This window comes from Pseudomonas sp. Arb-4-2C, assembly GCF_055755015.1.
The window spans coordinates 6,295,968-6,322,816 of sequence record NZ_CM146899.1 but is presented as its reverse complement, the minus strand read 5'-3'; the positions used below and the strand labels follow the sequence as shown (position 1 = coordinate 6,322,816).

The following is a 26,849-nucleotide window of genomic DNA, read 5'->3' as shown; positions in this document are numbered from 1 at the left end:
ATCGCGCGGCCAACTTGTTGAAGAGCGCTCCGGGATAAATTGCGGGCAGGGCTGAAGACCGCCTGACACAAGGGTTGTGGCGCTGATGAAAATTTTCGCGGGGGTGCATGAAGGATGTGAACAACGGCTACGAAAGCGTGGTTTTGCGCCACGCTGGGGCGTTCGGTAACAAGTTGGTGCGAGAAGGGAAACAGTCAGTGTGAATGCCATTGTGGCGAGGGCGCTTGCTTCCTCGCCACAGGCTTTTGCAGAAAAAAATCAGCGTGCAGTCAGCTCGATCACGCAGCATGCGGCATTGGTGGAGACTTCAACCAATCCGGCATTACCGTCCAGTTGCACACAATCATGCCGACCGAGCTGTGCAGTGCTGTCGTCGACCTGCACATGCAGCAGCTCACCGACACTGAACACCAGCAGCGTCCCCGCCGAGCTGAAAAACCGTTGCTCACCCTCCAGCCACTGCAACCGTGCGCTGTAACGCTGCGGCGCATAGATCAGGTTGAAATCGCGGATCGCCCCACCGAGCAAGGTGCAGGACACCTGGCTCTCGCCGCTGAACGCAAACGGGTCCAGAGGTAACAGCGGGCGCGTGTCATCACCGTCGACGCACAGGGTCATGCCATCGCCCTGCAACACTGTGATCACTCGCTGATACCCGGCAAAGGTCGAAAAGCCGCCGGACTCGGCGATGTCGGCAATCGACAGGCGCCAACCGAAACCATCAAGGCCGGCGCCCGCGTCACGGGTGATTTCTTCGGTGCTGCCGCCGCCGTTTTTCCACGGCATGCGTGGGTAGCCTTCGGCGCGTAAAACCTTCAACTCTTTCATTTGTGGAACCGACCTTCCAGACGATGACGGGAACCGGGGTGGATCAGACGCGCAGCGGTCACCGGCTGACGCCCCGACCAGGTACGACGGCGGATCAACAGGCACGGCTCGCCTTTTTCAATCTGCAGCAACTTGCACTCGGACGGCTCGGCGAGGATCGCTTCGACCACATGCTCGCCTTCGGTCAGCGGCGCCACCTGGTTCAGATAGGCGTATGGAGTCTGCAGGGTGAAGTCCTGCTTGAGGTATTCCGGGGCGACCAGCGCGTTGACGAAACGGTCTTCGATTTGCACCGGAATGTCGTTCTCGTAATGCACGATCAGCGAGTGGAACACCTTCTGCCCTTCGCGCATGTCCAGCGCCAGTGCGCGCTCGGAACCGGCAGCCTCTTCTTCGAGGGTGATCACCTGACAGGTGTGGCGATGACCACGGGAGGCGATTTCGTCGGCGATGTTGTGCACCTCGAACAGCGCAGACTGGCTTTTTGGTTCGGCGACGAACGTACCGACGCCCTGCATGCGCACCAGCAGGCCGTCGGCGGTCATCTCGCGCAAGGCCCGGTTGATGGTCATGCGACTGAAACCGAGTTGATTGACCAGCTCGCTTTCCGACGGCACGCGATAGTGCGGCGGCCAGTTACCACTGTCGATCTGCTGGGTGATCATCTGCTTGACGCGAGCGTACAAGGGCGCCGGACTGTCGCCCATGTTCGCGGCCAACGGGGAGACTGGAGGCGGAGTCGGCACGGTTGATCCCTGTTTTCTGGATGAAGGTTGCTAGCTTGCCGGAGTTTACCGGGCAGGCAAACGTCTGTATATGTATATACAAATAACACACGATGGGGTGCTGAACCATGTCCGCCTTCTTTGCCGAACGCGCGCTGCTGCCTAACGGATGGGCCAACAATGTACGTCTTGAGGTCAGCGCCGATGGCGTGTTGACCCACATCCAGGCCGATTCCACCGCAGACGGCGCCGAACGGCTGAGCGGTCCGCTGCTGCCGGGCATGCCCAATCTGCACTCTCACGCCTTCCAGCGCGCGATGGCGGGCCTGGCCGAAGTGGCCGGCAACCCCAATGACAGTTTCTGGACCTGGCGCGACCTGATGTATCGGCTCGTCGGAAAAATCAGCCCGGAGCAGCTCGGCGTGATCGCCCGTCAGCTGTACATCGAGATGCTCAAGGCTGGATACACCTCGGTTGCCGAATTCCATTACGTGCATCACGACCACAACGGCCAGCCCTACGCTGACCCGGCTGAACTGGCGCTGCGCATCAGCCAGGCCGCGAGTGACAGCGGCATTGGTCTGACCCTGCTGCCGGTGCTCTACAGCCACTCGGGTTTTGGCGGCCAGACGCCGAATGAAGGGCAGCGCCGCTTCATCAACAGCACCGAAAACTACCTGAAGCTGCAATCGCGCCTGCAACCGCTACTGGCGCAGCAAAAGGCGCAATCGCTGGGACTGTGCTTCCACTCGTTGCGCGCGGTCACCCCGCAGCAGATCAGCGAAGTGCTCGCGGCCAGCGACAAACAGTGCCCGGTGCACATTCACATCGCCGAACAACAGAAGGAAGTCGATGACTGCCTGAGCTGGAGCGGTCGCCGTCCGTTGCAATGGCTCTACGAAAACACCGAGGTCGATCAGCGCTGGTGCCTGGTTCACGCCACGCACGCCAACCCGGAAGAAGTCACGCTGATGGCCAGGAGTCGCGCCATCGCCGGCCTGTGCCTGACCACCGAAGCCAATCTTGGCGACGGGATTTTCCCGGCGGTGGATTTCCTCGCGCAGGGCGGGCGCATGGGTATCGGTTCCGACAGTCATGTGTCGCTCAGCGTGGTCGAGGAATTGCGCTGGCTGGAATACGGTCAGCGTCTGCGCGATCAGCGGCGCAATCGCTTGTATGGCGCGGATCAGCCGATGGTCGGGCGCACGCTGTATGACGCGGCGCTGGAGGGCGGCGCCCAGGCACTGGGGCAGCCGATTGGCGCGCTGGAAGTCGGCAAGCGCGCGGACTGGATCGTGCTCGATGGTAATGATCCGTATCTGGCGACAGCCAATGGTGACGGGATTTTGAATCGCTGGTTGTTTGCCGGTGGTGATCGTCAGGTGCGCGATGTGTTGGTCAACGGCCAGTGGGTGGTGCGCGATGGCCGACATGCTGGCGAAGAGGACAGCGCCCGCGCCTTCACCCAGGTTCTGCGCGCACTTTTGAGCTGACCCAAAACAAAATGTGGGAGCGAGCCTGCTCGCGAAAGCGGTGTATCAGTCAACATTTTCGTTAACTGACACACCCTTCGCGAGCAGGCCCGCTCCCACATTTTTGATTTGTGGCGATGCTTAGTTCGAGGTCTTGGCCATCTGCCGATCCGACGCCCGCCAGATCAGTCGCGTGGTGTCGTAACCTTGCTGCCGGGCCTTGCTCAGCAGCTCTTCACGCACCACACCGTTGACGGTCGGCGTGCGCGACAGCAACCACATGTACTTGCGGCTCGGGTCGCCGACAATGGCGGTCTTGTAGTCATCGCTGACGTACAACACCCAGTATTCGCCTTTCGCCACACCCGGAATCAGCCGCGAGAACCAGGTATCGAACTCGACCCACAACTTGTCGGTCTTGCCCGGCACTTGTGGATAAGCCGTGCCCTTGACCTCTTCCCATTGCCAGTCCGCAGTCAGGCAGCGATTGAGCACATCGACGTTGCCATCCGGCTTGAGCGAGTAATGCGCTTCGGATTGCGCACAATCGCGCTGGAAGTACATCGGCAGGCGCGCCAGTTCGTACCAGGTGCCCTGGTAACGCTTGAGGTTGACGCTGTGAGCTGTCTTGGGCGCCAGCGGATCTTCACCGTGTGTGGCGCAGCCGGCCAGTACCAGGCCGGCAAAAAAGACAAACAATAACCGCTTCATTATTTTTCTCCCGTGGGCGCGTAGCCCCGGTTTACTTCAGGCCTTGGCCGGAAAACATCAACACTTTGTCACCGGCGTACTGCACGCTGATAAAGCTTTTCTGGTCGCCCCAGGTACAACTGGACATGCCGAGCGCACCCGAACAGTCGGTGGGTTTGCCGAGCAGCGTCTCAACTTCGGCCTTGGCCATGCCGGCCGAAAGCCTGGAATAGTTTTCCTGATTGACCTTGCTGCACGCGGCCAACAACACGCAAAAGGTCAGAAGGGCGATAGATCGCAGCGACATGAAGTAACTCCTGGAGCGGAAGGGGGATGGCATGGCGCCAACCAGAAGCTTAGAAGAGAAAACCCCTGTCTGGTTCCCCACGCGGGTGGCTATTTATTGCTCCGCTCGTCTGGCATTTACCGGCAAATCAGCGACTTTTTGCCGCTATTGAGCATTTCGTCGCATTTCACAAAAACCGCCTAATCTTTGGCGCGCCGCGGTCGAAATAAGAGCAGCGCAAAGCCCCCGAGTGTGGCAAATTGCCGCCCTTTCTCGACCAGCCCCTTCGCGGTAGTTCATTCGATGACCAGAAACATGAAATTCAGCCACAAGATCTTGTTGGCTGCCGCCCTCGTGGTGGCCGTTGCGTTCGCCTGTTTCATTTTCTTCAACGACTATCGACAACGCGAAGCCCTGAGCAGCAGCACTGAAGCTTCGATGCAGGAACTGGGCAGCCTGACCACCAGCAACATCCAGACCTGGCTGGAGAGCCGCATCCAGTTGCTGCAGTCGCTGTCACAGCAAGTCGCCGCCGACGGCAGCGCACCCGCCAGCCTGAAACGCATCATCGACCTGCCCGCCTACACCGGCAATTTCCAGCTCAGCTACTTCGGTGGAGCCGACGGCGTGATGTTCTCGGTGCCCGCCGGCAACCGCGCGCCGGACTATGACCCGCGTGCGCGCGGCTGGTACAAGGCGGCCAACAGCGCCCAGCAGACCATCGTCACCGAACCCTACATCGCCGCCTCGTCGGGCAAACTGGTGATCACCGTCGCCACCCCAGTACAGCGCCAGGGCCAGATGATTGGTGTGGCCGGTGCGGACATCGACCTGACCAGTGTCAGCGCGATTATCAACTCGCTGAACTTCGGCGGCCACGGCCACGCGTTCATTGTCAGCAGCGAGGGCAAGATCCTGATCCACCCGGACAGCAAACTGGTGCTCAAGACCCTCGCCGAGGCCTACCCGAACGGCGCGCCGAAAGTCAGCCCCGGTTTGAAAGAAGTCGAGTTCGACGGCAAGACCCAACTGGTCTCGTTCACCCGCGTCAACGGCGTGCCATCGGCTGACTGGTATGTGGCGCTGGTGCTGGATAAAGACACCGCATTCTCGATGCTCAGCGAATTCCGCACCTCGGCGCTGATCGCCATGGTGATTGCCGTAGTGATCATCATCGCCCTGCTCGGCATGCTGATCCGCGTGCTGATGCAACCGCTGCTCACCATGGGTCGCGCCATGCACGACATCGCTGAAGGTGAAGGCGATCTGACCAAACGTCTGGTGATTCACGGCCACGACGAGTTCGGTGCGCTGGGCCTGTCGTTCAACCGCTTCGTCGAGCGCATTCACACCTCGATCCGCGAGGTGTCCTCGGCCACCGGCCAGGTCAACGAAGTGGCCCTGCGCGTGGTCGCGGCCTCGAACTCGTCGATGTACAACTCCGACCAGCAGGCCAGCCGCACCAATAGCGTGGCCGCGGCGATCAACCAGCTCGGCGCCGCCGCCCAGGAAATCGCCCAGAACGCCGCCCTTGCCTCGCAACACTCAAGCGATGCGCGCAGCCTGGCAGTCGACGGTCAGCAGGTTGTGGATAAAACCATCCACGCCATGCAGCAGTTGTCGGCAAAAATCAGCGACTCCTGCGGCAACATCGAAACCCTCAACAGCAACACGGTGAACATCGGCCAGATTCTGGAAGTGATCACCAGCATCTCGCAACAGACCAACCTGCTAGCACTCAACGCCGCGATTGAAGCAGCACGTGCCGGTGAAGCCGGGCGTGGTTTCGCCGTGGTCGCTGACGAAGTGCGCAACCTCGCACACCGTACCCAGGACTCGGCCCAGCAAGTGCAGAAGATGATCGAAGAACTGCAGGTCGGCGCACGACAGGCGGTAAGCATCATGACCGAGAGCCAACGCGAGAGCGAAAGCAGCGTCGGCATCGCCAACCAGGCGGGCGAGCGCTTGGGCAGCGTGACCCAGCGCATTGGCGAGATCGACGGGATGAACCAGTCTGTGGCCACTGCGACCGAAGAGCAGACCGCTGTGGTCGAGTCGATCAACGTCGATATCAACGAGATCAACACGCTGAATCAGGAAGGCGTGGAGAACCTGCAGGCGACCTTGCGCGCATGCTCGGATCTGGAGCAGCAGGCGGCGCGGTTGAAGCAGTTGGTGGGCAGTTTCAGGATTTAAGGCGCAGCCACTGACCCCTTCGCGAGCAGGCTCGCTCCCACAAGTGAAATGCATTTCAAAGTGGGAGCGAGCCTGCTCGAAGAGGGATGCCGCAATGAAAACTTAGAACCTGGAACCCGGTTCGGAAAGAAACACCAACTCCTCAGCCGTAGACTCCCGCCCCAACACCGCATTGCGATGCGGAAACCTGCCAAATCGCGCAATCACTCTCTGATGCCGCTCGGCATAGTCCAGATTGTCGGCAAACACCGCCCTCTCCCCTTCCGGCTGCTCAGCCACCAGCTCGATAAATCTGGACACCGCCTCGTTCTGCACCGCGAGGTTTTCGCAGTGTTCGAACACCAGATAAATGAATACGCGCTGGATCGGCTTCAATTGCCGGTCGAAGTCCGCAGCAATGCCTTGCGCGACGAGCTTCTGCGCGCGCAGATCACCGGAAAACGCTTTGGGAGAGTCGCGAAAGATCATTCGCGGCAGTTGATCGAGCAGAAGCACCACGGCCAGCCAACCTTCGGGACATTGCGTCCACTCGGTCAATTCGCCGGCCAGGGCCTGATCGACAAAGACCCCGAAACGCTCACGCGCTTCGAGGTCTTGGCTGTCTCGCTTACCGAACCACAACTTGCCCTTGTCAGCCGATATCTCGTCGGGTGATTCGGCGTGTCCGAACCACCAGTCGAGCAACGGCTGCCAAGGCGCGTTCATGGTTTATTCCTTGTGGTAGGCCGTAGCGCGAGCGACTTCTTCTTTCGAACCAAGGAACACCGCTACGCGCTGGTGCAGGCCTTCAGGCTGAATGTCGAGGATGCGCTGGTGACCGTCGGTGGACGCGCCGCCCGCTTGTTCCACAAGGAACGACATCGGGTTGGCTTCGTACATCAGACGCAGTTTGCCCGGCTTGGAGGGCTCGCGGCTGTCACGTGGGTACATGAACAGACCGCCACGGGTCAGGATGCGGTGCACGTCGGCCACCATCGCGGCAACCCAACGCATGTTGTAGTTCTTTTTCAGCGGACCCTCTTCGCCGGCCAGCAGTTCGCTGACGTAGCGTTGTACCGGGGCTTCCCAGTGGCGCTGGTTGGACATGTTGATCGCAAATTCCTGAGTCGATTCAGGAATGGTGATGTCTTCGTGGGTCAGGACGAAGCTGCCCATTTCGCGGTCCAGGGTGAAGCCTTTGACGCCGTCACCGAGGGTCAGCACCAGCATGGTCTGTGGGCCGTAGATCGCGTAACCGGCAGCCACTTGCTGGGTGCCTGGCTGCAGGAAGGCTTTTTCGTTCAGCGGCTCGTTCTGGCTCAGGTATTCGTTCGGGCAACGCAGTACCGAGAAAATGGTGCCGACCGGGGCGTTGATGTCGATGTTCGACGAGCCGTCCAGTGGGTCGAAAACCAGCAGGTAAGCGCCTTTCGGGTATTTGCCCGGGATCTGGTAGGCATTGTCCATTTCTTCGGACGCCATGCCGGCCAGGTGACCGCCCCATTCGTTGGCTTCGAGCAGGATTTCGTTCGACAGGACGTCGAGCTTCTTCTGCACTTCGCCTTGGACGTTTTCAGTGCCCATGCTGCCCAGAACACCACCCAGGGCGCCTTTGGACACGGCGTGGCTGATCTCTTTGCAGGCACGCGCCACCACTTCGATCAGGAAGCGCAGATCGGCAGGAGTGTTATTGCTGCGGGTCTGCTCAATCAAATAGCGACTCAGGGTAACGCGGGACATGGACGGCTCCGGTGGAATGGGGGGCTAAAAACCCGCGCAGTTTACAGGGAGTCTGAAAACGTAGCGAGCGATGACGCCCGGTAACGTGCATTGGGGCGCAATTGCCTCTATCAGACGTGATCAGGCCTGGAGAGTTCAGGCACCGGATTCAGCGTAGTTCGAATCGGGACGGGTGGTGCATGGCGCCCTGCGCCCGGTCAGAATTTTTGTTGCCTGACCGGACACCTTCGCGAGCAAGCCCGCTCCCACAGGGGATCTCGATTGAACACAAACCTTATGCCCACTGAAGATCTCCTGTGGGAGCGGGCTTGCTCACGAATGGCGCGCAGCGCCAGCCCTTCTCAGGACTTGGCAGGGGGCTTGCGCAACAGGCTCGCCGCCATCGCCCCGAGGAACACCACGCTCACCAACAACACCGCCCACAACCCGATTTTCTTCCAGTTGGTCTCGGCCACCGCCGTCGTGGTTGCCGGCGCAGCCTGCGTGGCAACCACTTCACCCTGCACTGTCGCCTTGCCCAGCGTTGCGAGTTTCTCCGGTTTGAAATCCGGAATCAGCGTGGTCAGCGGCAGGTTAGCCGTTTTCACACTCGGGTTGCCCAACGCCAGGCTGTAAGGCCCTTCGCCGCGCGCGAGGAAAATCACCTGCGTCGCCCGCACCGCGTATTTCAGGCCAGGTGCCTGCTCGCCCAGGCCACCGCCGCGCTCATCCACGCTCAGTTTCAGCTGCTGCACGGTCTGCCCGTACAACTGCAATTCGTTCTGCACCACGTCCTGACCATTCTGGGTCAGGCGATACAGCAAACCGTTGCTCAGGGTCTGCCACGGCAGGCTGCTCTCGCGCCGGCCTGCGAGAGTAACCGGGGCCAGGCTGTTCGGTTGCGTGAGTTCAACCTGCACCCGCTCGACGTTCAGCCCCATCGGCAACTGCCAGGTGTATTCGCCGGCCTTGGTGCTGCTGCCGGCCAGCGCTTGCGACCAGACCAACGGCAGCGGCACGTTGCGCGGATCACTGCTTTTCAGTTGTGCCGACGTCAGGGTCGGCGCCGACGTCGGCGCATCCCACAGCAGACGCAGATACCGCGCCGGTTGCCCCGGCAGCGCCACTTCGTGCTGTTCGATACGCTCATCGGAAAAGGTCAGCCGCGCAACCTGCCCTTCGCCCCACGCCTGCCAGTGCTGCAAGTCATCACTGGCCTCGATGCTGAAGCGCTGGAAGCCATCGCGCTCGCTGGTCCAGTCGAGGATCAACTGCTGCAACGGCGCCTTGATTGCACTGGCGTCGAGCAGCCAGCCACGCAGCACTTCTTCACCAGCCTCCAGTTGGCTGGACGGCTGCACTTCCACCAGCGTGCCGGTGGTGGTCGATTGCACGCGTACGTTCGGCGCGCGCTCGCTGGCGTCGGCGGCGTTGTACAGCGGGAACCACTTCACCTCATGCAACTGACCGTCGTCGCGGGTCTGCGCCGATTCGCGGGCCAGGGCGTAGGCTTGCGGTTCGCCGGCGGCGTTGAACACCCGCAGGTCGCTCAGATCGGTCTGGCGTGCCTGCAATTGCGCGCTCAATGGCAGTTCGAGGCGATACCAGGGGCCATTGCCACTCACCGCCAGCGGCACCTGCGTGGCGAAGTCCGTCGGTTTTTCCTGGGCGCCGGCAGCCATCACCACGCCCAGCGCCAACCACCCCAGATTCAGCATGCGACTCAAGATGAAACTCCTTCGGTGTCCGGGACGGGCTTGTCCGCCGCCGGTCCGGCTTCGACGCGTTTGGGCGGCAGCGGCGCAAAGTAGCCCACCACCAGCAGCAACACGCCGACGCCGATAAACGAGACGATCCGGGCGAGGCCGCCACGGTTGCTCAATTCGACAAAAACCAGTTTCGCCACCACCAGCGCAATCAGCGCCGCGCCGATCAGCCACACCTCGCGCCGATGACGCAAATGCCCGCCAATCATCAGGCCCAGCGCCATCAGCGTCCAGACGATGGATAACCCGGCCTGCACCAGCATCGATTCGAGCAGCAGATCCAGCTCGAACGGAATCCCCGCCCAATGGTGCGCGGCGCGGGTCACCAGCGCGGTGCACAAGGCGAACAGCGAAACCCCGGCAACCAACTGCGTGGCGTACTCGGCGTAATCCTTGCGCAGCGCAAACTGCGTCACGGCATGGCGTGACCACACATATACCCCGAACAGGGCGAACAGCAGGCCCAATTCCAGCGGGTTGATCAACGGCACGTACGGCAGCGGTTCGGCGTTGCCGTCGCTGACGCCGTTGGCCAGCCAGTACCACGCCAGCATCAGCACCGCCAAGGGCGCTGCGGCGTACAAGCGATATTCGCGAGGGAACGCTGCCACCGGCCACGGCCAGTTGCGTGGAGCCGCCGCCAGCAACAGATACAGGCTCGGCAAGATCGCCCAGCCCAGCCAGCGCCAGGCGTTGTATTGCTCGGACAACAGCAGCAGGCCGTAGCGCAACTCCAGCGCCAGCACGCCGATCAGCAGCCAGCAGCCGAGCACATGCGCCGCGCTCAAGGCCCGTGCCGGCAGCATCGGCGTCAGTCGCCGCAAGCTGAAGAAGTGCACGACAAACACCAGTGCCCACGCCAGCCAGCCGACATTCGCCGCCGGGTGATAACGCGGATGCCACGCCGCCAGCAGCACCAGGCCCGCTGCCGGAATCAGCAAGGTGCACAGCAGACCCAGCGCCGGCCATTTCAGGCGCAGCGACAGCAGTGTCCACAACGCCACGCTCAATGCGGCGACCAGCAGCAACAGCGTCGCCTGCAAGTTCAGTGGCGCAAATCGCAGCACCTCGCTGATCCACGCCAGCGCCCACCATCCGGCCCCCCACACCAGCAGCACTTCAGACAGGCGCTGCAAACCCAGCACATCGAAGGCCGAGGCATGATTGCCCCGTTGCAGGCGCCAGGCGCCGATCATGGCGGCCAGCCCCAGCACCAGCGGCGTCCAGAAGCCGCCATGGGCGAGCGGGCGCAGACCTTCGCTGGACAGCGGCCCGAGCAACTCGGGACCGGCGAGCAAAAACGCCGCGCCGCCGATCAACTGCAACAACAAGCCGAAGACAAAACTCACGCGCTGCTTGAGGTACAGGCTCAGCCAGATGATCAACAACCCGCTGGCCGCCCACACCGCGCTCGCGGTTTGCCACGGCAACACGAACAGCACCGCCAGATTGATCAGCACCAAGCCTGCCAACAGCACCACCGACAAACCACGCAGCAGACGCACATCGCCGCGCACCATTTCGTCACGCGCCGCCAGCAGCATGCCGGCGATCAGCGCCAGGCCAATCAACGAGGCGCTGAGCAAGCCGCTCCAGCCGGCGCTGAACACTGCTGCCGAATCTTCACCCGCGCCTTGCAGGCGAAGCAGGAACAACGCACCACCCAGCAGTTGCACGGCGAACGCGGTGAACAGGAACGTGCGTGATTGCAGGTGCAGGCCGGCGAACAACGTCACCAGCCCGGCCAGCGCCCAACTGATCGCCGTGGCCTGAACAAAGAAGAACAGCGGCGCCAGCAGGTACAGGAAGGTCAGGCCCAAAGCCGCCAGCACCGGAAGGCCTTGGCGCTCCCACGGCGAAGCTTGCTCCGGCGCGGCCTTGCGCAGTTGATAGAAACTGAACAGCAACGCGATGCCGAGCATCAATGCGCCCAACGGTGCGCCATCGAGCAGACTGCTTTCGCCGACGCGCAACTGACTGAGAAACGCCAGTGCCGAACCCAGTTGCAGCAGCAAGGCAAACGCCCGGGCGAACGGCCGCTGCTGACGCAGGCCGAGCCAGAAGATCCCCGCGCCTTCCACCGCCCAGGCCGCTGACGTCCAGCGCGCATCGAGGCCGAGCGGGATCGCCAGGCTGGCGAAAATCACTCCCAGCGCCAGACAGGTTTCGCCCAGCAACAAGGCACGACCGCCCATCAGTAAACGGGCCAGGCCCATGTAGATCACGCCCAGCGCCAGTGCGCTGAATGCGGCGGCGAACTCCAGATGCTGCACCAGCGCAAACTGCAGACCGAAACCCACGATCGGTGGCGCGAACAGCATCGTGCCGTCGACGTAATCGCCCTTGCGTGCTGACCAGTGCAGCAGCGCCTCGCGGTCGCCGTCCGCCGGCGCGTCGGGCATGTCGAGCAACTTGCGCCGGGCGAACAGCAGGCCGATGGCCAGGTACATCAGGAAGAACAGAATCAGGAACGGCTCGGTGCTCCACAACAGCTCAGGCGCATACGAACGCAGGCCCCAGGCGAAACCGATACCGAAAGTGCCGACGAAGCCGATCAGGTTGAGCAGGCGCCAGGCCTTGAACCAGGCAATGGCAAGAATGCCGGCGTTGAGCAGCGCGAAATAGCTGAACAGCGCGACATGGTTGCCCTCCCCCGTCGAGGTCAGGATCGGCGCGGCGAAACCGCCCAATGCCGCAGCAGCGGCCAGCCCCAGCGCATCCTGAGTGATGGCAAGGATCGCCGAAAACACCGTCACGGCCACCAACAGTCCCAGCGCGGCGGACGGGTCGAGCAACGGGTGCAGGCGCATCGCCGCAAACACCGTCAGGTACAGCACCGCGATCCCGGTGCCCTGCAAAATCAGCGCATAACTGCTGTTGCGTCGACGCAGCCACCAGCCCAGCGCCAGCAGGGCCAACGCCGCGGCCGCGACACCGGCATAACGCAATTCGATCGGCACCACCATGCCTTCAGTGGCGTAGCGCAACAGGAAGGCCAGACCGAAGAACAACAGCACCACGCCGACCCGCAACACAGTATTGCCGCCGAACAGCCAGCTGCGCGCGGCGCGGATACCACGCTCGATGAGGTTCGGGCCACGGGGTTCGGCGGGTTGCGCAGGTTTTGCAGGCTCGTCAGCGATTGCGTCCAGATGCCAGACATCGGCCGGTAGCGGCTGACTGGTTTCGCTGGCGACGGTGGAGATCGGTTCGAGTTCGGGTGGCAGTTCCCAGACCAATTCCGGCGCTGCGGCAGCTTCGGCGATGTCGACGGGCTCGCTGAGCGGTTCCGCATCTGCCGGTGGCACCGCGTGAGAGGGGGAGCCTTCCAGCAGATACAGGCGCTGCGCGACGCCCTGCAAGGCCAGCTTCGTCTGTTCAAGTTGGCGCTGTTGCTCCGCCGCCTGCGAGCCAAGCCGGGCGATGCGCAGCGTTTGCCCGATCGCCAGTCCGAGCAATGCACCCAGCAGCGCGGCGCTGAACGACTCATCGAGCAGCCAGCCGAGCAGCAGCCCGATCAACATGAACATCCATTGCATGGTCGATATCCCTGAGCAGCCCCGAGGCGGGGCAATCCCGGCAGTTGCTTCAGTCTAGGCTCACTCCTACATTGGAATGGCGGTGACTGAGGCTGCCGGTAACCGGCGCTCAGTATATCGATCCGGCCCAACAAACGTTGGGCCTTGCGCACATTTGTTGCAGAAAATTACTCCAGTGCCTTCCAGATGTCGGTGGCGTACTCGCGAATGGTCCGGTCGGAGGAGAACCAGCCCATCCGCGCCGTGTTGAGCACTGCCGAGCGCCACCAATTGTTGGAGTCGTGCCAGTGCGCGTCGACGCGTTTTTGCGCTTCCCAGTAGGAGTCAAAGTCGGCGCAGACCAGGAAGCGGTCGTAGTCCACCAACGAATCGATCAGCCCGGTATAACGCGACGTATCGTCCGGCGAGAACACGCCGCTGCGAATCGCTTGCAGCACATCGTTCAGACGATGAGACGCGGCGATATCCGGCGCGGCGCTGAATTCGTGGTTCTGCTTGCGCGCTTCAACCTGCTGCGCGCTGAGACCGAAAATGAACATGTGTTCCGCACCGATGCGCTCACACATTTCCACGTTGGCGCCATCGAGGGTGCCAATAGTCAGCGCGCCGTTGAGGCCGAACTTCATGTTGCTGGTGCCCGAGGCTTCGAACCCGGCAGTGGAAATCTGCTCGGACAAGTCCGCCGCCGGAATGATGCTCTCGGCCAGGCTGACGTTGTAGTTGGGCAAAAACACCACTTTGAGCAGGCCGCGCACGGTCGGGTCGTTATTCACCACCCGAGCAATGTCGTTCGTCAGTTTGATGATCAGTTTGGCCTGGTGATAACTGGCAGCCGCCTTGCCGGCGAAGATCTTCACCCGGGGCACCCAGTCGACCTCAGGTTCGGCGCGAATCGCCTGATACAGCGCCACGGTGTGCATCAGGTTAAGTAACTGACGCTTGTATTCGTGGATCCGTTTGACCTGCACATCAAACATCGCAGCCGGATTGACCGCGATCCCCAGCCGCTCGTGAATCAGATAGGCCAGAGCCTTTTTGCTGTGCAGGCGCTGCTCGGCGAAGGCTTTGCGGAACGCGGGTTTCTCGGCGAACGGCTGCAGATCGAGCAAGCGCTCTTCGGGGTTGTCCAGCAAGTCCGGCCCCAGCGCATCGACCAGCATCGAGGTCAACTCAGAGTTCGCCTGATACAGCCAGCGCCGGAAGGTGATGCCGTTGGTTTTGTTGTTGATCCGCTCCGGGTAGAGCTTGTGCAGTTCGGCAAATACAGTCTTGCGCATCAGTTGCGTGTGCAGCCCGGACACGCCGTTGACGCTGTGCGAACCGAGAAACGCGAGGTTGCCCATGCGTACCCGACGACCGTTGTCCTCTTCGATCAGCGACACCGCGCGCAATACGTCGAAGTCATGAATACCCTTGGCCCGCAGCGAATCGATGTGCTGGGCGTTGATCAGATAGATGATCTGCATGTGCCGCGGCAGCATGCGTTCCATCAGGCCGACCGGCCAGGTTTCCAGTGCTTCGGGCAGCAGCGTGTGGTTGGTGTACGACAAGGTATCGACGGTGACTTGCCACGCGGCATCCCAGGCCACGTCGTAGACATCGACCAGTTGTCGCATCAGCTCGGCGACGGCAATCGAGGGGTGGGTGTCGTTGAGCTGGATCGCCGCATGGTCGCCCAGGGTCAGCACCGAGGTGTGCATGTTGCGATGACGACGCAGCAAGTCCTGCAGGGAAGCGGCGACAAAGAAGTATTCCTGCCGCAGGCGCAGCTCCTGCCCGGCCTCGGTGCTATCCGCCGGGTAAAGCACGCGGGAAATACTTTCGGCCCGGGCCACTTCGGCGACGGCACCCAAGTGGTCACCGGCGTTGAAGCGTTCCAGGTGCAGGTCTTCCATGGCCCGCGCCCGCCAGAGGCGCAAGGTGTTGACGCTGGCCCCGCGCCAACCGACGACTGGCGTGTCGTAGGCAATCGCCCGCACGGTTTCAGCCGGCGACCAGACTTGTTTGGATTTGCCGGAAACGTCGGTGACGGTTTCGACACTGCCGCCGAAACCGATGGTGTAAACGACTTCCGGCCGCTCGAATTCCCAAGGGTTGCCGAAATCCAGCCAGTGTTCGGTCTGTTCCTGCTGCCAGCCATCGACGATGGCCTGGCGGAACAGCCCGTGTTCATAACGAATGCCGTAGCCGTGACCGGCGATGCCGAGGGTCGACATGCTTTCCATGAAGCACGCCGCCAGACGCCCGAGGCCACCGTTGCCCAGTGCCGCATCCGGCTCCAATAAGCGGATGCGCTCCAGATCGACACCCAGCTCGGTCAGCGCTTCACGGGCGACGTCGAGCAGGCCGAGGTTGCTCAGGCTGTCGTAGAGCAAGCGGCCGATGAGAAATTCCAGCGAGAGGTAATACACCCGCTTCTGGCCTTTGCGGTAGATCTGCCGGGTGTGATCCATCCAGTGTTCGACCATGTGATCACGCGCCGCCAGGGCGATGGCCTCGAACCAGTCATGGTCGAAGGCGTGATCCGGGTCTTTGCCCACCGCGTAGGTGAGTTTGGTCAGGACGGCGTCGCGGAATGCGGCCACCTCTGCTTCGCGAACTAGTGGTTCTTGAGTCATCGATAGGACCTCGAGCGAGCGGGGAATTGTCTGAGCCTAGACGGTCTGACCGACGGTAGAGGCGCAGGTTCGGCAGTTTTTCCTGAGACGGTGAGATCGCCCGGCATTACCTTGGCGAGTGGGCTAATGAATGCAGGGGCCGTGCCGTACTGCCGGCCAGTTGAGCGACATTTGCAAAAATCTGGCGAAAGGTTGTTCAAAAATCCACCAGTCCCGGTATGATCGCGCGCCCTGATGCACACACGCCTGGTAACTCCCGATGATGAAGCCCAACCTGATTGCCGCTGCCGAGATCGACCGTCTCGATACGTGGGCCAAATATTCGGCCCCGATGTGCGGTTCCTGCATGTCGAGCTGCTGCACGCTGCCGGTCGAGGTCAAGATCAAGGACCTGGTGCGCATCGGTGTGGTCGACGAGTTCGAGCTGGGCGACCCGCCGAAGAACATCGCCAAACGCCTGCAAAAGGAAGGACTGGTCGAGCGTTTCAATCAGAAGTCGGGGATCTTCACCCTGCAGCGCATGAGCAACAACGATTGCTACTACCTGGATCGTAAGAGCCGCCTGTGCACCATTTATGACAAGCGCCCGGACACCTGCCGCAATCACCCCAAGATCGGGCCGCGCCCGGGGTATTGCGCGTACAAGCCGAAAGAAGTCGAGCGTGTGCAGAATTTCCGGGCAATCGAGAAGTTTTGATCTGCCTTGAGATTTTCGGCGGCTGATCGGCCGCCTTCGCGAGCAGGCTCGCTCCCACAGTAGATTCTCGGTGAACACAAATCTTGTGTATGCCATCGAACTCTTGTGGGAGCGGGCTTGCTCGCGAAGAGGCCAGCACAAACACCGCACAAACCTCAGTTAAACCCCAGACAAACAAAAACGCCCCCGGTCTCGCGACCGGGGGCGTTTTTTCAAGCTCGGGCTAAATTACGCCTTGGCTTTCTTGGCAGCGCGGGTACGCTCGCTTTCGTCCAGGATCTTCTTGCGAAGACGGATGGACTTAGGCGTAACTTCGCACAGCTCGTCTTCCTGGATGTATTCCAGAGCCTGTTCCAGGGTGAAGCGAACAGGTGGGACCAGAGCGATGGTTTCGTCTTTACCCGAAGCACGCATGTTGTCGAGCTTCTTGCCTTTGGTCGGGTTTACACCCAGGTCGTTGTCGCGGCTGTTCTGACCAACGATCTGACCGTTGTAGATCTCCTGGCCGTGTTCTACGAACAGCTTGCCACGAGCCTGCAGGGTTTCCAGGGAGTAGGTCAGTGCCTTGCCGGTTTCAACCGAAACCAGAACGCCGTTCTGACGGCCGGACATGTGGCCCGACTTCACTGGAGCGTAACGGTCGAAGATCGAGGTCAGGATGCCAGCACCGTTGGTCAGGGTCAGGAACTGGTTACGGAAACCGATCAGACCGCGAGCAGGGATGTTGTATTCCAGACGAACACGGCCCTTGCCATCCGGCACCATGTTGCTCAGGTCGCCTTTACGCAGACCCATCTCTTCCATGACCTTGCCCTGCGATTCTTCAGGGATGTCGATGGTCACGTTTTCGAACGGTTCCTGCTTCACGCCGTCAACTTCACGGATGATCACTTCAGGACGGCCCAGGGCCAGCTCGAAGCCTTCGCGACGCATGGTTTCGATCAGTACCGAGAGGTGCAGCTCACCACGGCCGGAAACCTTGAACTTGTCAGCCGAGTCGCCTTCTTCAACGCGCAGTGCAACGTTGTACAGCAGCTCTTTGTCCAGACGATCCTTGATGTTGCGGGAGGTCACGAACTTGCCTTCTTTACCGCAGAATGGCGAGTCGTTTACCTGGAAGGTCATGGAAACGGTTGGCTCGTCAACGGTCAGAGGCTTCATCGCCTCGACGGTGTTGATGTCGCACAGGGTGTCGGAGATGAACAGCTCGTCGAAACCGCTGATGCAGACGATGTCGCCGGCCGCTGCTTCTTCAACGTCGATGCGGTGCAGACCGTGGTGACCCATCAGCTTCAGGATACGACCGTTGCGGCGCTTGCCGTCGGCGCTGATAGCGACAACCGGGGTGTTCGGCTTGACGCGACCACGAGCGATACGGCCAACGCCGATAACACCCAGGAAGCTGTTGTAGTCCAGAGCGGAGATCTGCATCTGGAACGGACCGTCACGGTCAACGGCCGGAGGCGGAACGTGGTCGACTACCGCTTGGTACAGCGGGGTCATGTCTTCAGCCATTGCGGTGTGATCCAGACCGGCAATGCCGTTCAGGGCCGAGGCGTAAACAACCTGGAAGTCCAGTTGTTCTTCGGTTGCACCGAGGTTGTCGAACAGGTCGAAGATCTGGTCCAGAACCCAGTCCGGACGCGCGCCTGGACGGTCAACCTTGTTGATGACCACGATTGGACGCAGGCCGGCTTCGAAAGCCTTCTTGGTCACGAAACGGGTTTGCGGCATAGGGCCGTCTTGAGCGTCAACCAGCAGCAGAACGGAGTCAACCATCGACATTACGCGTTCAACTTCGCCGCCGAAGTCGGCGTGGCCCGGGGTGTCCACGATGTTGATGTGGTAGCCGTTCCAGTTGATGGCGGTGTTTTTCGCCAGAATGGTAATACCGCGCTCTTTTTCCTGGTCGTTGGAGTCCATCACGCGCTCGTCGTTGAGCTCGTTGCGCTCCAGGGTGCCGGATTGACGCAGGAGTTTGTCTACCAGGGTGGTCTTACCATGGTCAACGTGGGCAATGATGGCGATGTTACGTAGATTTTCGATCACTTGTGTATCTCGATCAGAGGATTCGGTTTGCTGACAAGTCTTGGCAGCGATTAACAGTAGTGTCCGGCATGGCCGTTACAGCTTGACGGCGGTGTCGGGGGGCCGGTGACGCAGGCCACAGGCAAACAGCCCCGGGCACTTAGCTCGGTCGATAAACGCGCACATTGGCATGCCCCTCACTGAGCAAATGGTGAGCATGCAGGCGACTCATCACGCCTTTGTCGCAATACAGCAGGTACTGGCGAGTCGGATCCAGCTCCTTGAAACGAGCGTTCACTGCGTAGAACGGCATCGTCTGTACTTCTATGCCGGCAAGCTCCAGCGGGTCATCCTCGGCCGCATCCGGGTGACGGATGTCGATGACGATCTGACCGGCCAGTGCTTCGCCGACTTCTTCGATCTGCAAGTCCTGGCCCAATTCGTCGATCACCCGATCGATCGGCACCAGTTTGGCGTTTTCGAGCGCACGCTCGAGAACCGCCATGTCGAATTCTTTCTCTTCGTGCTCAACGCGGTAGCGTTTGGCGGCAGTCTTCGGATTGACCGAAATGACCCCGCAATATTCCGGCATGTGCCGGGCGAAATCGGCGGTGCCGATCTCGTTGGCCGTGTCGATGATGTCCTGCTTGTGCGCGACGATCAGCGGGCGCAGGACCAGCTTGTCGGTCACGCAGTCGATCACCGACAGGTTCGGCAAGGTCTGGCTCGACACCTGGGAGATCGCCTCACCAGTCACCAGCGCATCGATGTGCAGGCGGTCGGCAATGGCGGAGGACGCGCGCAACATCATACGCTTCAATACGACGCCCATATGACTGTTATCGACTTTGCCGAGAATTTCGCCCAACACTTCTTCGAACGGAACACTGACAAATAGCACGCGTTGCGAGCTGCCGTACTTCTTCCAGATGAAATGCGCGACTTCCATCACGCCCAATTCATGGGCACGACCGCCCAGATTGAAGAAGCAGAAATGCGCCATCAGGCCGCGGCGCATGATCTGGTAGGCGGCAACCGTCGAGTCAAAGCCGCCGGACATCAATACCAGCGTCTGCTCCAGGGCACCGAGCGGGTAACCGCCGATGCCGTTGTGCTGGCTGTGGATGACAAACAACCGTTGGTCGCGAACTTCGATGCGAACTTCGATTTCCGGTGCCTTGAGGTCGATTCCGGCCGCCCCGCACTCACGACGCAGCTTGCTGCCGACGTATTTTTCAACGTCCATCGAGCTGAACGGGTGCTTGCCTGCACGCTTGCAGCGCACCGAGAAAATCTTCCCGGCCAGCTCATCGCCGTAGTGCTGTTTGCACTTCTCGGTGATGTCGTCGAAGTCACCCAGCGGGTACTCGTCGATCTGCAGAAAATGCGCAACGCCCGGGGTGCAGACCAGGCGCTCGCCCATCTCTTTCAAGGCTTTGGGGTCGGTAACGCGGGTTTCCAGCTCGAGATTGTCCCACACACCGTTCACCACCACGGCCGGGTCCAGATCGCGGAGCACGGCGCGGATGTTCTTGGCCAACTGGCGGATGAAACGCATCCGGACAGGGCGGCTTTTGATGGTGATCTCGGGGAAGACTTTTACGATTAGTTTCATGAAAACAGCGCGCGCAGGGCCAGCCGAAAAAGGGGGGCGCGGATTATAGCGGAAATTGCTCAAGGTTTAACCAGTTAATATGCAGAAGGTTTGTCATGCACCAAAACGGGTCATTTTCAGATTTGCACGCTACATTAAGGGGCGAGATTTTCCCCTTTATTGCGCTTTGCACCGCTGCAAGCGTGAATTTGGGGCAAAAAACCCATGGTGGGGCACTGGCATGCAATTTGCTCCCTTGTGAGGCAGGTTGCCTTGGCAGAGTATCTGCGCCGGCATCACCCATATTAAGGGCATCCACTACCAAGCCCTAAGCCACCCGGAGGACACTATGTCGAAGTCGGTTCAACTCATCAAAGATCATGACGTCAAGTGGATTGATCTGCGCTTCACGGACACCAAAGGCACTCAGCACCACGTGACCATGCCGGCTCGCGATGCGCTGGAAGACGACTTCTTCGAAGTCGGCAAGATGTTCGACGGTTCCTCCATCGCTGGCTGGAAAGGCATCGAAGCCTCCGACATGATCCTGCTGCCGGACGACGATACTGCCGTGCTCGATCCGTTCACCGAAGACGCGACCCTGATCCTGGTCTGCGACATCATCGAACCGTCGACCATGCAAGGTTACGATCGCGACCCGCGCGCCATCGCTCACCGCGCCGAGGAATACCTGAAGACCACCGGTATCGGTGACACCGTCTTCGCCGGTCCAGAACCAGAATTCTTCATCTTCGACGAAGTGAAGTTCAAGTCGGATATCTCCGGCTCGATGTTCAAGATCTACTCCGAACAAGGCTCGTGGATGTCCGACCAGGACATCGAAGGCGGCAACAAAGGCCACCGTCCTGGTATCAAAGGCGGCTACTTCCCGGTTCCGCCGTTCGACCACGATCACGAAATCCGTACTGCCATGTGCAACGCACTGGAAGAGATGGGCCAGACCGTTGAAGTTCACCACCACGAAGTGGCGACTGCCGGTCAGAACGAAATTGGTGTCAAGTTCAACACCCTGGTGAAGAAAGCTGACGAAGTTCAGACTCTGAAATACGTTGTACACAACGTTGCCGACGCTTACGGCCGCACTGCGACCTTCATGCCGAAGCCACTGTACGGCGACAACGGCTCGGGCATGCACGTGCACATGTCCATCGCCAAAGACGGCAAGAACACCTTCGCGGGTGAAGGCTATGCCGGCCTGTCCGAAACCGCCCTGTACTTCATCGGCGGTATCATCAAGCACGGTAAGGCCCTGAACGGCTTCACCAACCCGGCCACCAACTCCTACAAGCGTCTGGTGCCAGGTTTCGAAGCGCCGGTAATGCTGGCCTACTCGGCTCGCAACCGTTCCGCCTCGATCCGCATTCCTTACGTCAACAGCCCACGCGGCCGTCGTATCGAAGCACGCTTCCCGGATCCGGCTGCCAACCCGTACCTGGCTTTCGCAGCACTGCTGATGGCCGGCCTGGACGGTATCCAGAACAAGATCCACCCAGGCGATGCCGCTGACAAAAACCTGTACGACCTGCCGCCTGAAGAGGCGAAAGAGATCCCACAAGTTTGCGGCAGCCTGAAAGAAGCCCTGGAAGAGCTGGACAAGGGCCGTGCGTTCCTGACCAAGGGCGGCGTGTTCTCCGACGACTTCATCGACGCTTACATCGCGCTGAAATCCGAAGAAGAAATCAAGGTCCGCACCTTCGTACACCCACTGGAATATGAGCTGTACTACAGCTGCTGATCCGGTAGCGCTGCAGCACGCGGCGTGACAAAAAGAGGCCTCCTTCGGGAGGCCTTTTTTATGGGCTACGCGGTTAAAGCAGAGCGATCGCATCTTCTTGAAACAGACTCAATGAGCCTATCCAAAAAACTTCATTTACTGTCCCGCCTCCTTTCAGAAGGCGTAAGTGATGAAATTCGGCCATGCCTCTCTTTATTTTCTCTCCCTGCTCTTTGCGGTACTCACTACTGGCTGGGCAGCAGCCGATAGCGCCCCTCCTCATCATCAGACCAAGGTCTGGCAGGTGGAAAAACCCTACGAACATAGCGAGGTCCTGACAGCCGTTCTGGGTGGAAATACGTACTACAACAGTAAATCCGGCGAAGCACGTCTGGAAATCGGCTGCGTTTTCGATTCTCCCACGCGTACTCGCATACCCTTTGCACTGGAAGTCCCCGCGCACAGACTCGACTTCAATACCAATGACTATGAAGGCCCTGATGCCTCGAAAAGCGGGCCGCTGCGCATGATCACCGGCCATCGCGCACCGGTCAGCTACCGGGTCTCAGGCTGGATCTCTGCAAGAAGCCGTCAGGAAGATGGCTGGATATCTGGGTTTGGTGCGACTGCAGATATACCGGAGATGCGTTACTGGCTCACCGAGTCCGCCCATGGTCAACGTGTAACGCTAACGCTGCCCTCAACCATTGAGAATGATGAACCGCTGACCGCCGAGTTTTTCTTGCCGGAGGATGACAGCGGATTACGCAAAGTGATCGAACCGTGCCTGAAAGCATCCTGATCGATTGATAACTGAATCATGCAAATGATTGAGGACGGCAATTTCACAACAACCGCCTCCCTGACCTATGCTGCTACCCGACACCCTCGCTTCCGGCCGACTTCATGGATCGTTGTGCTCTATTCATTCTGCTACTGATCGCCCTGCCCGCCAGCGCACAGATCTACAAGTACAACGACGCCAGCGGCAACACGGTCTACAGCGATCATGCGCCGGACGGGGTCCAGGCGCAGCCAATGGAGTTGCCCCCGCTTAACAGCGTTCAGCCTCAGGCGCCGAGTGCGCCGTCCTCGGACACGGCCAGCCCGGCGCCTGCGCGCAATGCCTATGAAGTGCTGGAGCTCGCCGGCCTGCCCACTGAAGAAGCCCTGCGCGCCAACAACGGCACCTTCACGGTCAACGTGCTGATCAAGCCGCGCCTGCAAGCGCCGCATCAGTTAAGACTGGTGCTGGACGACGAACCCTACGGCCAGCCGAGCAACGTGCCGATCCTGCAATTGGTGAATGTCGACCGTGGCGAGCATCGACTTGCCGTGCAGGTCATCGACGGTGAGGCGATCATCCAGCAGAGTCCGGCGGTGGTCTTTACCGTGCAGCGGGTGCACAAGCCATGAGAGGTGTCTGGCTAATCCTGTGCCTGCTGGCCCTGCCCGTTTCAGCAGAGGTCTTCACCTACATCGATGCTCAAGGCAACCGCGTCTACACCGACCAGCCGCGCGGCAACGCCAAACGGGTGCCGCTGGCGACCAGCAATCGCATGCCGGCCAATCCAACTGCTGCCCGGCCGATCACCACCGCAAAGAAATCCCCGGAACAACCGCTGTTTCACTACGACATGCTGCGCCTTTTGATCCCCGAACCCGACGCGACCATCCGCAGCAGCGCCGGTGAATTGATCGTCAGCGTCACCAGCGAGCCGGGCCTGCAACACGGCCATCGCTATCGCCTGCTACTGGATGGCCAGGCCACTGGCGAGCCGGGCCTGAGCCCGGTATTCCCGCTGAGCAACATCGACCGGGGCAGCCACAACCTGTCGGTGGAAATCGTTGATGAGCAGGGTCGCACCGTCGAACGCACCGCCAACCAGCCGTTCCATATGCTGCGCATCTCGCTGGCACAGAAGCGCCAGGTCAAACCCTGCGTCAGCGAGGACTACGGCGTGCGCCCGGAATGTCCGCTGAAAGACAAACCGCCCGAGCCGAAAAACCCCTTCCTGCGTTTCTTCTAACGCCGTTCAGCTTTGCGCACTATATTGGTGCAACAGACTGCACCGTACCCACATTTCAACCCATTTTGGTTCGAAAGTACCCGCCAGCTCTGGCAGGACGCCACGCAAACGAGCGTCAAACGCCTGTTTCAGGGGTTGAGCGCTTCTTTTCGGAGCCTTGGTTTGGTTTTTGCATTTTCCTCGCATCAGCGCTTAGTTCTCGCGCACGCCTTGCTCCAAAAGGGGTCCAGATGACCATAAGCGACGCAATCCACCGTTTGCTGCTCGACAACCTGACCACCGCCACCATCCTGCTCGACGCCGAACTGCGCCTTGAGTACATGAACCCGGCGGCCGAGATGCTGCTGGCCATCAGCGGTCAGCGCAGCCATGGGCAGTTCATCAGTGAGCTGTTCACCGAATCCACCGAGGCGCTCAACTCGCTGCGCCAGGCGGTCGAACAGGCGCACCCGTTCACCAAGCGCGAAGCGATGCTCACCGCCCTCACCGGCCAGACCCTGACCGTGGACTACGCGGTGACGCCGATCCTCAGCAACGGCGCGACCATGCTCCTGCTGGAGGTGCACCCGCGTGATCGCCTGCTGCGAATCACCAAGGAGGAGGCGCAGCTGTCCAAACAGGAAACCAGCAAGATGCTGGTGCGCGGCCTCGCCCACGAGATCAAGAACCCCTTGGGCGGCATCCGTGGCGCCGCGCAATTACTGGCCCGCGAGCTGCCGGAAGACAGTCTGCGCGACTACACCAACGTGATCATTGAAGAGGCCGACCGCCTGCGCAATCTGGTCGACCGCATGCTCGGTTCGAACAAACTGCCTTCGCTGGCCCTGTGCAACGTCCACGAAGTGCTCGAACGTGTCTGCCAACTGGTCGAAGCGGAAAGTCAGGGCTGCATCACCTTGGTGCGCGATTACGACCCGAGCATTCCTGACGTATTGATCGACCGCGAACAAATGATTCAGGCCGTGCTGAACATCGTGCGTAACGCGATGCAGGCGATCAGCAGCCAGAACGAGCTGCGCCTGGGCCGCATCAGCCTGCGCACCCGGACCATGCGCCAGTTCACCATCGGCCACGTCCGCCATCGCCTGGTGACCAAGATCGAAATCATCGACAACGGCCCCGGGATCCCGGCGGAACTACAGGAAACCATCTTCTTTCCCATGGTCAGCGGCCGCCCGGACGGTACCGGGCTGGGCCTGGCCATCACCCAGAACATCATCAGCCAGCACCAGGGCCTGATCGAGTGTGACAGCCACCCCGGCCACACCACGTTCTCGATCTTTCTGCCACTGGAACAAGGAGCCACATCGACATGAGCCGTAGTGAAACCGTGTGGATCGTCGATGACGACCGTTCTATCCGTTGGGTTCTGGAAAAAGCCTTGCAGCAGGAAGGCATGACCACCCAGAGCTTCGACAGCGCCGATGGCGTGATGAGTCGTCTGGCCCGTCAGCAGCCTGATGTGATCATTTCCGATATCCGCATGCCAGGCGCCAGTGGCCTCGACCTGCTGGCGCGCATTCGCGAGCAGCACCCACGGTTGCCAGTGATCATCATGACCGCTCACTCCGACCTGGACAGCGCGGTGGCCTCGTATCAGGGCGGTGCCTTCGAATACCTGCCCAAGCCTTTCGACGTCGACGAGGCGGTATCGCTGGTCAAGCGCGCCAATCAGCACGCACAGGAACAGCAAGGCCTGGAAGTGGTGCCGGCACTGACCCGCACTCCGGAGATCATCGGCGAAGCGCCGGCGATGCAGGAAGTGTTTCGCGCCATCGGCCGCTTGAGCCACTCCAACATCACTGTGCTGATCAACGGCGAGTCCGGTACCGGTAAAGAGCTGGTGGCCCACGCCCTGCACCGCCACAGCCCGCGCGCGGCCTCGCCGTTCATTGCGCTGAACATGGCGGCGATTCCCAAGGACCTGATGGAATCCGAGCTGTTCGGCCACGAGAAAGGCGCGTTCACCGGCGCGGCCAACCTGCGGCGCGGACGTTTCGAACAGGCTGACGGCGGCACACTGTTCCTCGATGAAATCGGCGACATGCCGGCGGATACGCAAACCCGGTTGCTGCGGGTACTGGCCGACGGCGAGTTCTACCGCGTTGGCGGGCACGTGCCGGTCAAGGTCGACGTGCGAATCATCGCCGCGACCCACCAGAATCTGGAAACCCTGGTGCACGCCGGGAAATTCCGTGAGGACTTGTTCCACCGCCTCAACGTGATCCGCATCCACATTCCACGCCTGTCGGACCGGCGTGAAGACATTCCGACCCTGGCCAAGCATTTCCTCAGCCGCGCCGCGCAAGAGCTGGCGGTGGAGCCGAAGCTGCTCAAGAGCGAGACCGAGGAATACCTGAAGAACCTGCCATGGCCGGGCAACGTGCGGCAGCTGGAGAACACTTGTCGCTGGATCACCGTAATGGCCTCCGGACGCGAGGTGCACATCAGTGACCTGCCACCGGAACTGCTGAGCCTGCCACAGGACTCGGCGCCAGTGACCAACTGGGAGCAGGCCCTGCGCCAGTGGGCTGACCAGGCCTTGGCGCGCGGTCAGTCGAGTTTGCTCGACAGCGCGGTGCCGGCGTTTGAGCGGATCATGATCGAGACGGCCCTGAAACATACGGCCGGACGCCGGCGTGATGCGGCGGTGTTGCTGGGTTGGGGGCGCAACACCCTGACGCGCAAGATCAAGGAATTGGGAATGAAGGTCGATGGCGGGGATGATGATGAGGGGGATGAGGGCTAAACAGCCTATAGGTCTGCGGTGAGACACAAATGACGTGAAACCAAAGATCCAGTGTGGGAGCGGGCTTGCTCGCGAAAGCGCTGTGTCATTGCACGGGATGGTGACTGACACGACGCCTTCGCGAGCAAGCCCGCTCTCACAGTTAGCTCTCTGTGCACCACCTTAATGCACTTTGAACCGCAACCGAGCACAACCTAC

20 protein-coding genes and 1 pseudogene are annotated in these 26,849 nt (G+C 60.7%); 10 read left to right on the top strand and 11 right to left on the bottom strand.

From position 1 onward, the window contains the following. Positions 1-258 precede the first annotated feature (258 nt). Positions 259-828 carry a HutD/Ves family protein gene (locus tag AC0J41_RS28670; RefSeq protein ID WP_025110907.1) on the bottom strand — a complete coding sequence of 190 codons (570 nt, stop codon included), beginning with the start codon at positions 826-828 and terminating at the stop codon, positions 259-261. Continuing rightward, positions 825-1,535, bottom strand: coding sequence for a histidine utilization repressor (gene hutC / locus AC0J41_RS28665; RefSeq protein ID WP_163013658.1), 711 nt, complete (start codon positions 1,533-1,535; stop codon positions 825-827). The genes AC0J41_RS28670 and hutC overlap by 4 nt, the downstream gene beginning before the upstream one ends. Before the next feature lie 146 nt (positions 1,536-1,681). Between hutC and AC0J41_RS28660 the strand changes: the two genes are divergently transcribed. Next, entirely contained in the window at positions 1,682-3,046 is a 1,365-nt protein-coding gene (locus AC0J41_RS28660; protein WP_473014223.1) for a formimidoylglutamate deiminase, read from the top strand. Positions 3,047-3,166: 120 nt separating this feature from the next. On the opposite strand, the gene AC0J41_RS28655 is transcribed toward AC0J41_RS28660, so the two are convergent. Together AC0J41_RS28655 and AC0J41_RS28650 are read right to left on the bottom strand one after the other, a co-directional pair. After that, the gene (locus tag AC0J41_RS28655; protein WP_025110910.1) at positions 3,167-3,736 is read right to left on the bottom strand and encodes a lipocalin family protein; all 570 of its coding nucleotides are present in this window, start codon (positions 3,734-3,736) and stop codon (positions 3,167-3,169) included. Positions 3,737-3,767: 31 nt separating this feature from the next. After that, a complete protein-coding gene (locus tag AC0J41_RS28650; RefSeq protein WP_025110911.1) occupies positions 3,768-4,022 on the bottom strand; it encodes a hypothetical protein in 255 nt (84 codons plus the stop codon). Between the two features lie 282 nt (positions 4,023-4,304). On the opposite strand from AC0J41_RS28650, the pseudogene AC0J41_RS28645 reads away from it, so the two are divergent. Continuing rightward, a pseudogene (locus tag AC0J41_RS28645) lies at positions 4,305-5,339 on the top strand (cache domain-containing sensor histidine kinase); the annotation flags it as partial. A gap of 93 nt (positions 5,340-5,432) precedes the next feature. Next, positions 5,433-6,197: a methyl-accepting chemotaxis protein gene (locus AC0J41_RS28640; protein WP_371260421.1), complete on the top strand. Its 765-nt coding sequence runs from the start codon at positions 5,433-5,435 to the stop codon at positions 6,195-6,197. A 102-nt stretch (positions 6,198-6,299) separates the two neighbouring features. Here AC0J41_RS28640 and AC0J41_RS28635 read toward each other — a convergent pair whose 3' ends face one another. The 5 genes from AC0J41_RS28635 to AC0J41_RS28615 all read right to left on the bottom strand — a co-directional run bounded on the left by AC0J41_RS28635 (position 6,300) and on the right by AC0J41_RS28615 (position 15,818). After that, a complete protein-coding gene (locus AC0J41_RS28635) occupies positions 6,300-6,902 on the bottom strand; it encodes a DUF924 family protein (protein WP_473014222.1) in 603 nt (200 codons plus the stop codon). Between the two features lie 3 nt (positions 6,903-6,905). Continuing rightward, complete coding sequence (locus tag AC0J41_RS28630) at positions 6,906-7,916, bottom strand: class 1 fructose-bisphosphatase (protein ID WP_025110914.1); 1,011 nt, start codon at positions 7,914-7,916, stop codon at positions 6,906-6,908. 341 nt (positions 7,917-8,257) lie between these two features. Further along, complete coding sequence (locus AC0J41_RS28625) at positions 8,258-9,622, bottom strand: DUF3999 domain-containing protein (RefSeq protein WP_473014221.1); 1,365 nt, start codon at positions 9,620-9,622, stop codon at positions 8,258-8,260. Next, a complete protein-coding gene (locus tag AC0J41_RS28620) occupies positions 9,619-13,200 on the bottom strand; it encodes a DUF2339 domain-containing protein (RefSeq protein ID WP_473014220.1) in 3,582 nt (1,193 codons plus the stop codon). Before AC0J41_RS28620 ends, AC0J41_RS28625 begins: the two co-directional genes overlap by 4 nt. A 167-nt stretch (positions 13,201-13,367) precedes the next feature. Then, a complete protein-coding gene (locus AC0J41_RS28615; RefSeq protein ID WP_473014219.1) occupies positions 13,368-15,818 on the bottom strand; it encodes a glycogen/starch/alpha-glucan phosphorylase in 2,451 nt (816 codons plus the stop codon). Between the two features lie 259 nt (positions 15,819-16,077). Between AC0J41_RS28615 and AC0J41_RS28610 the strand changes: the two genes are divergently transcribed. Then, positions 16,078-16,515 carry a YkgJ family cysteine cluster protein gene (locus AC0J41_RS28610; protein WP_025110918.1) on the top strand — a complete coding sequence of 146 codons (438 nt, stop codon included), beginning with the start codon at positions 16,078-16,080 and terminating at the stop codon, positions 16,513-16,515. Between the two features lie 228 nt (positions 16,516-16,743). On the opposite strand, the gene typA is transcribed toward AC0J41_RS28610, so the two are convergent. Both typA and thiI read right to left on the bottom strand, forming a co-directional pair. Continuing rightward, entirely contained in the window at positions 16,744-18,564 is a 1,821-nt protein-coding gene (typA, locus tag AC0J41_RS28605) for a translational GTPase TypA (RefSeq protein WP_003220792.1), read from the bottom strand. Positions 18,565-18,703: 139 nt separating this feature from the next. Next, positions 18,704-20,158, bottom strand: coding sequence for a tRNA uracil 4-sulfurtransferase ThiI (gene thiI / locus AC0J41_RS28600; RefSeq protein WP_025110919.1), 1,455 nt, complete (start codon positions 20,156-20,158; stop codon positions 18,704-18,706). 328 nt (positions 20,159-20,486) lie between these two features. Between thiI and glnA the strand changes: the two genes are divergently transcribed. The 6 genes from glnA to ntrC all read left to right on the top strand — a co-directional run bounded on the left by glnA (position 20,487) and on the right by ntrC (position 26,651). Further along, entirely contained in the window at positions 20,487-21,893 is a 1,407-nt protein-coding gene (glnA, locus tag AC0J41_RS28595) for a glutamate--ammonia ligase (protein WP_003220788.1), read from the top strand. 169 nt (positions 21,894-22,062) lie between these two features. Further along, positions 22,063-22,674 carry a hypothetical protein gene (locus AC0J41_RS28590; protein WP_473014218.1) on the top strand — a complete coding sequence of 204 codons (612 nt, stop codon included), beginning with the start codon at positions 22,063-22,065 and terminating at the stop codon, positions 22,672-22,674. Between the two features lie 104 nt (positions 22,675-22,778). Beyond that, positions 22,779-23,288: a DUF4124 domain-containing protein gene (locus tag AC0J41_RS28585; RefSeq protein WP_473014217.1), complete on the top strand. Its 510-nt coding sequence runs from the start codon at positions 22,779-22,781 to the stop codon at positions 23,286-23,288. Further along, entirely contained in the window at positions 23,285-23,902 is a 618-nt protein-coding gene (locus AC0J41_RS28580) for a DUF4124 domain-containing protein (RefSeq protein WP_473014216.1), read from the top strand. The genes AC0J41_RS28585 and AC0J41_RS28580 overlap by 4 nt, the downstream gene beginning before the upstream one ends. A 230-nt stretch (positions 23,903-24,132) precedes the next feature. Continuing rightward, positions 24,133-25,218: a nitrogen regulation protein NR(II) gene (glnL, locus tag AC0J41_RS28575; protein ID WP_007961730.1), complete on the top strand. Its 1,086-nt coding sequence runs from the start codon at positions 24,133-24,135 to the stop codon at positions 25,216-25,218. Then, positions 25,215-26,651, top strand: a complete 1,437-nt coding sequence (gene ntrC / locus AC0J41_RS28570) for a nitrogen regulation protein NR(I) (protein ID WP_007961729.1) — start codon at positions 25,215-25,217, stop codon at positions 26,649-26,651. The genes glnL and ntrC overlap by 4 nt, the downstream gene beginning before the upstream one ends. Positions 26,652-26,849: the final 198 nt, after the last annotated feature.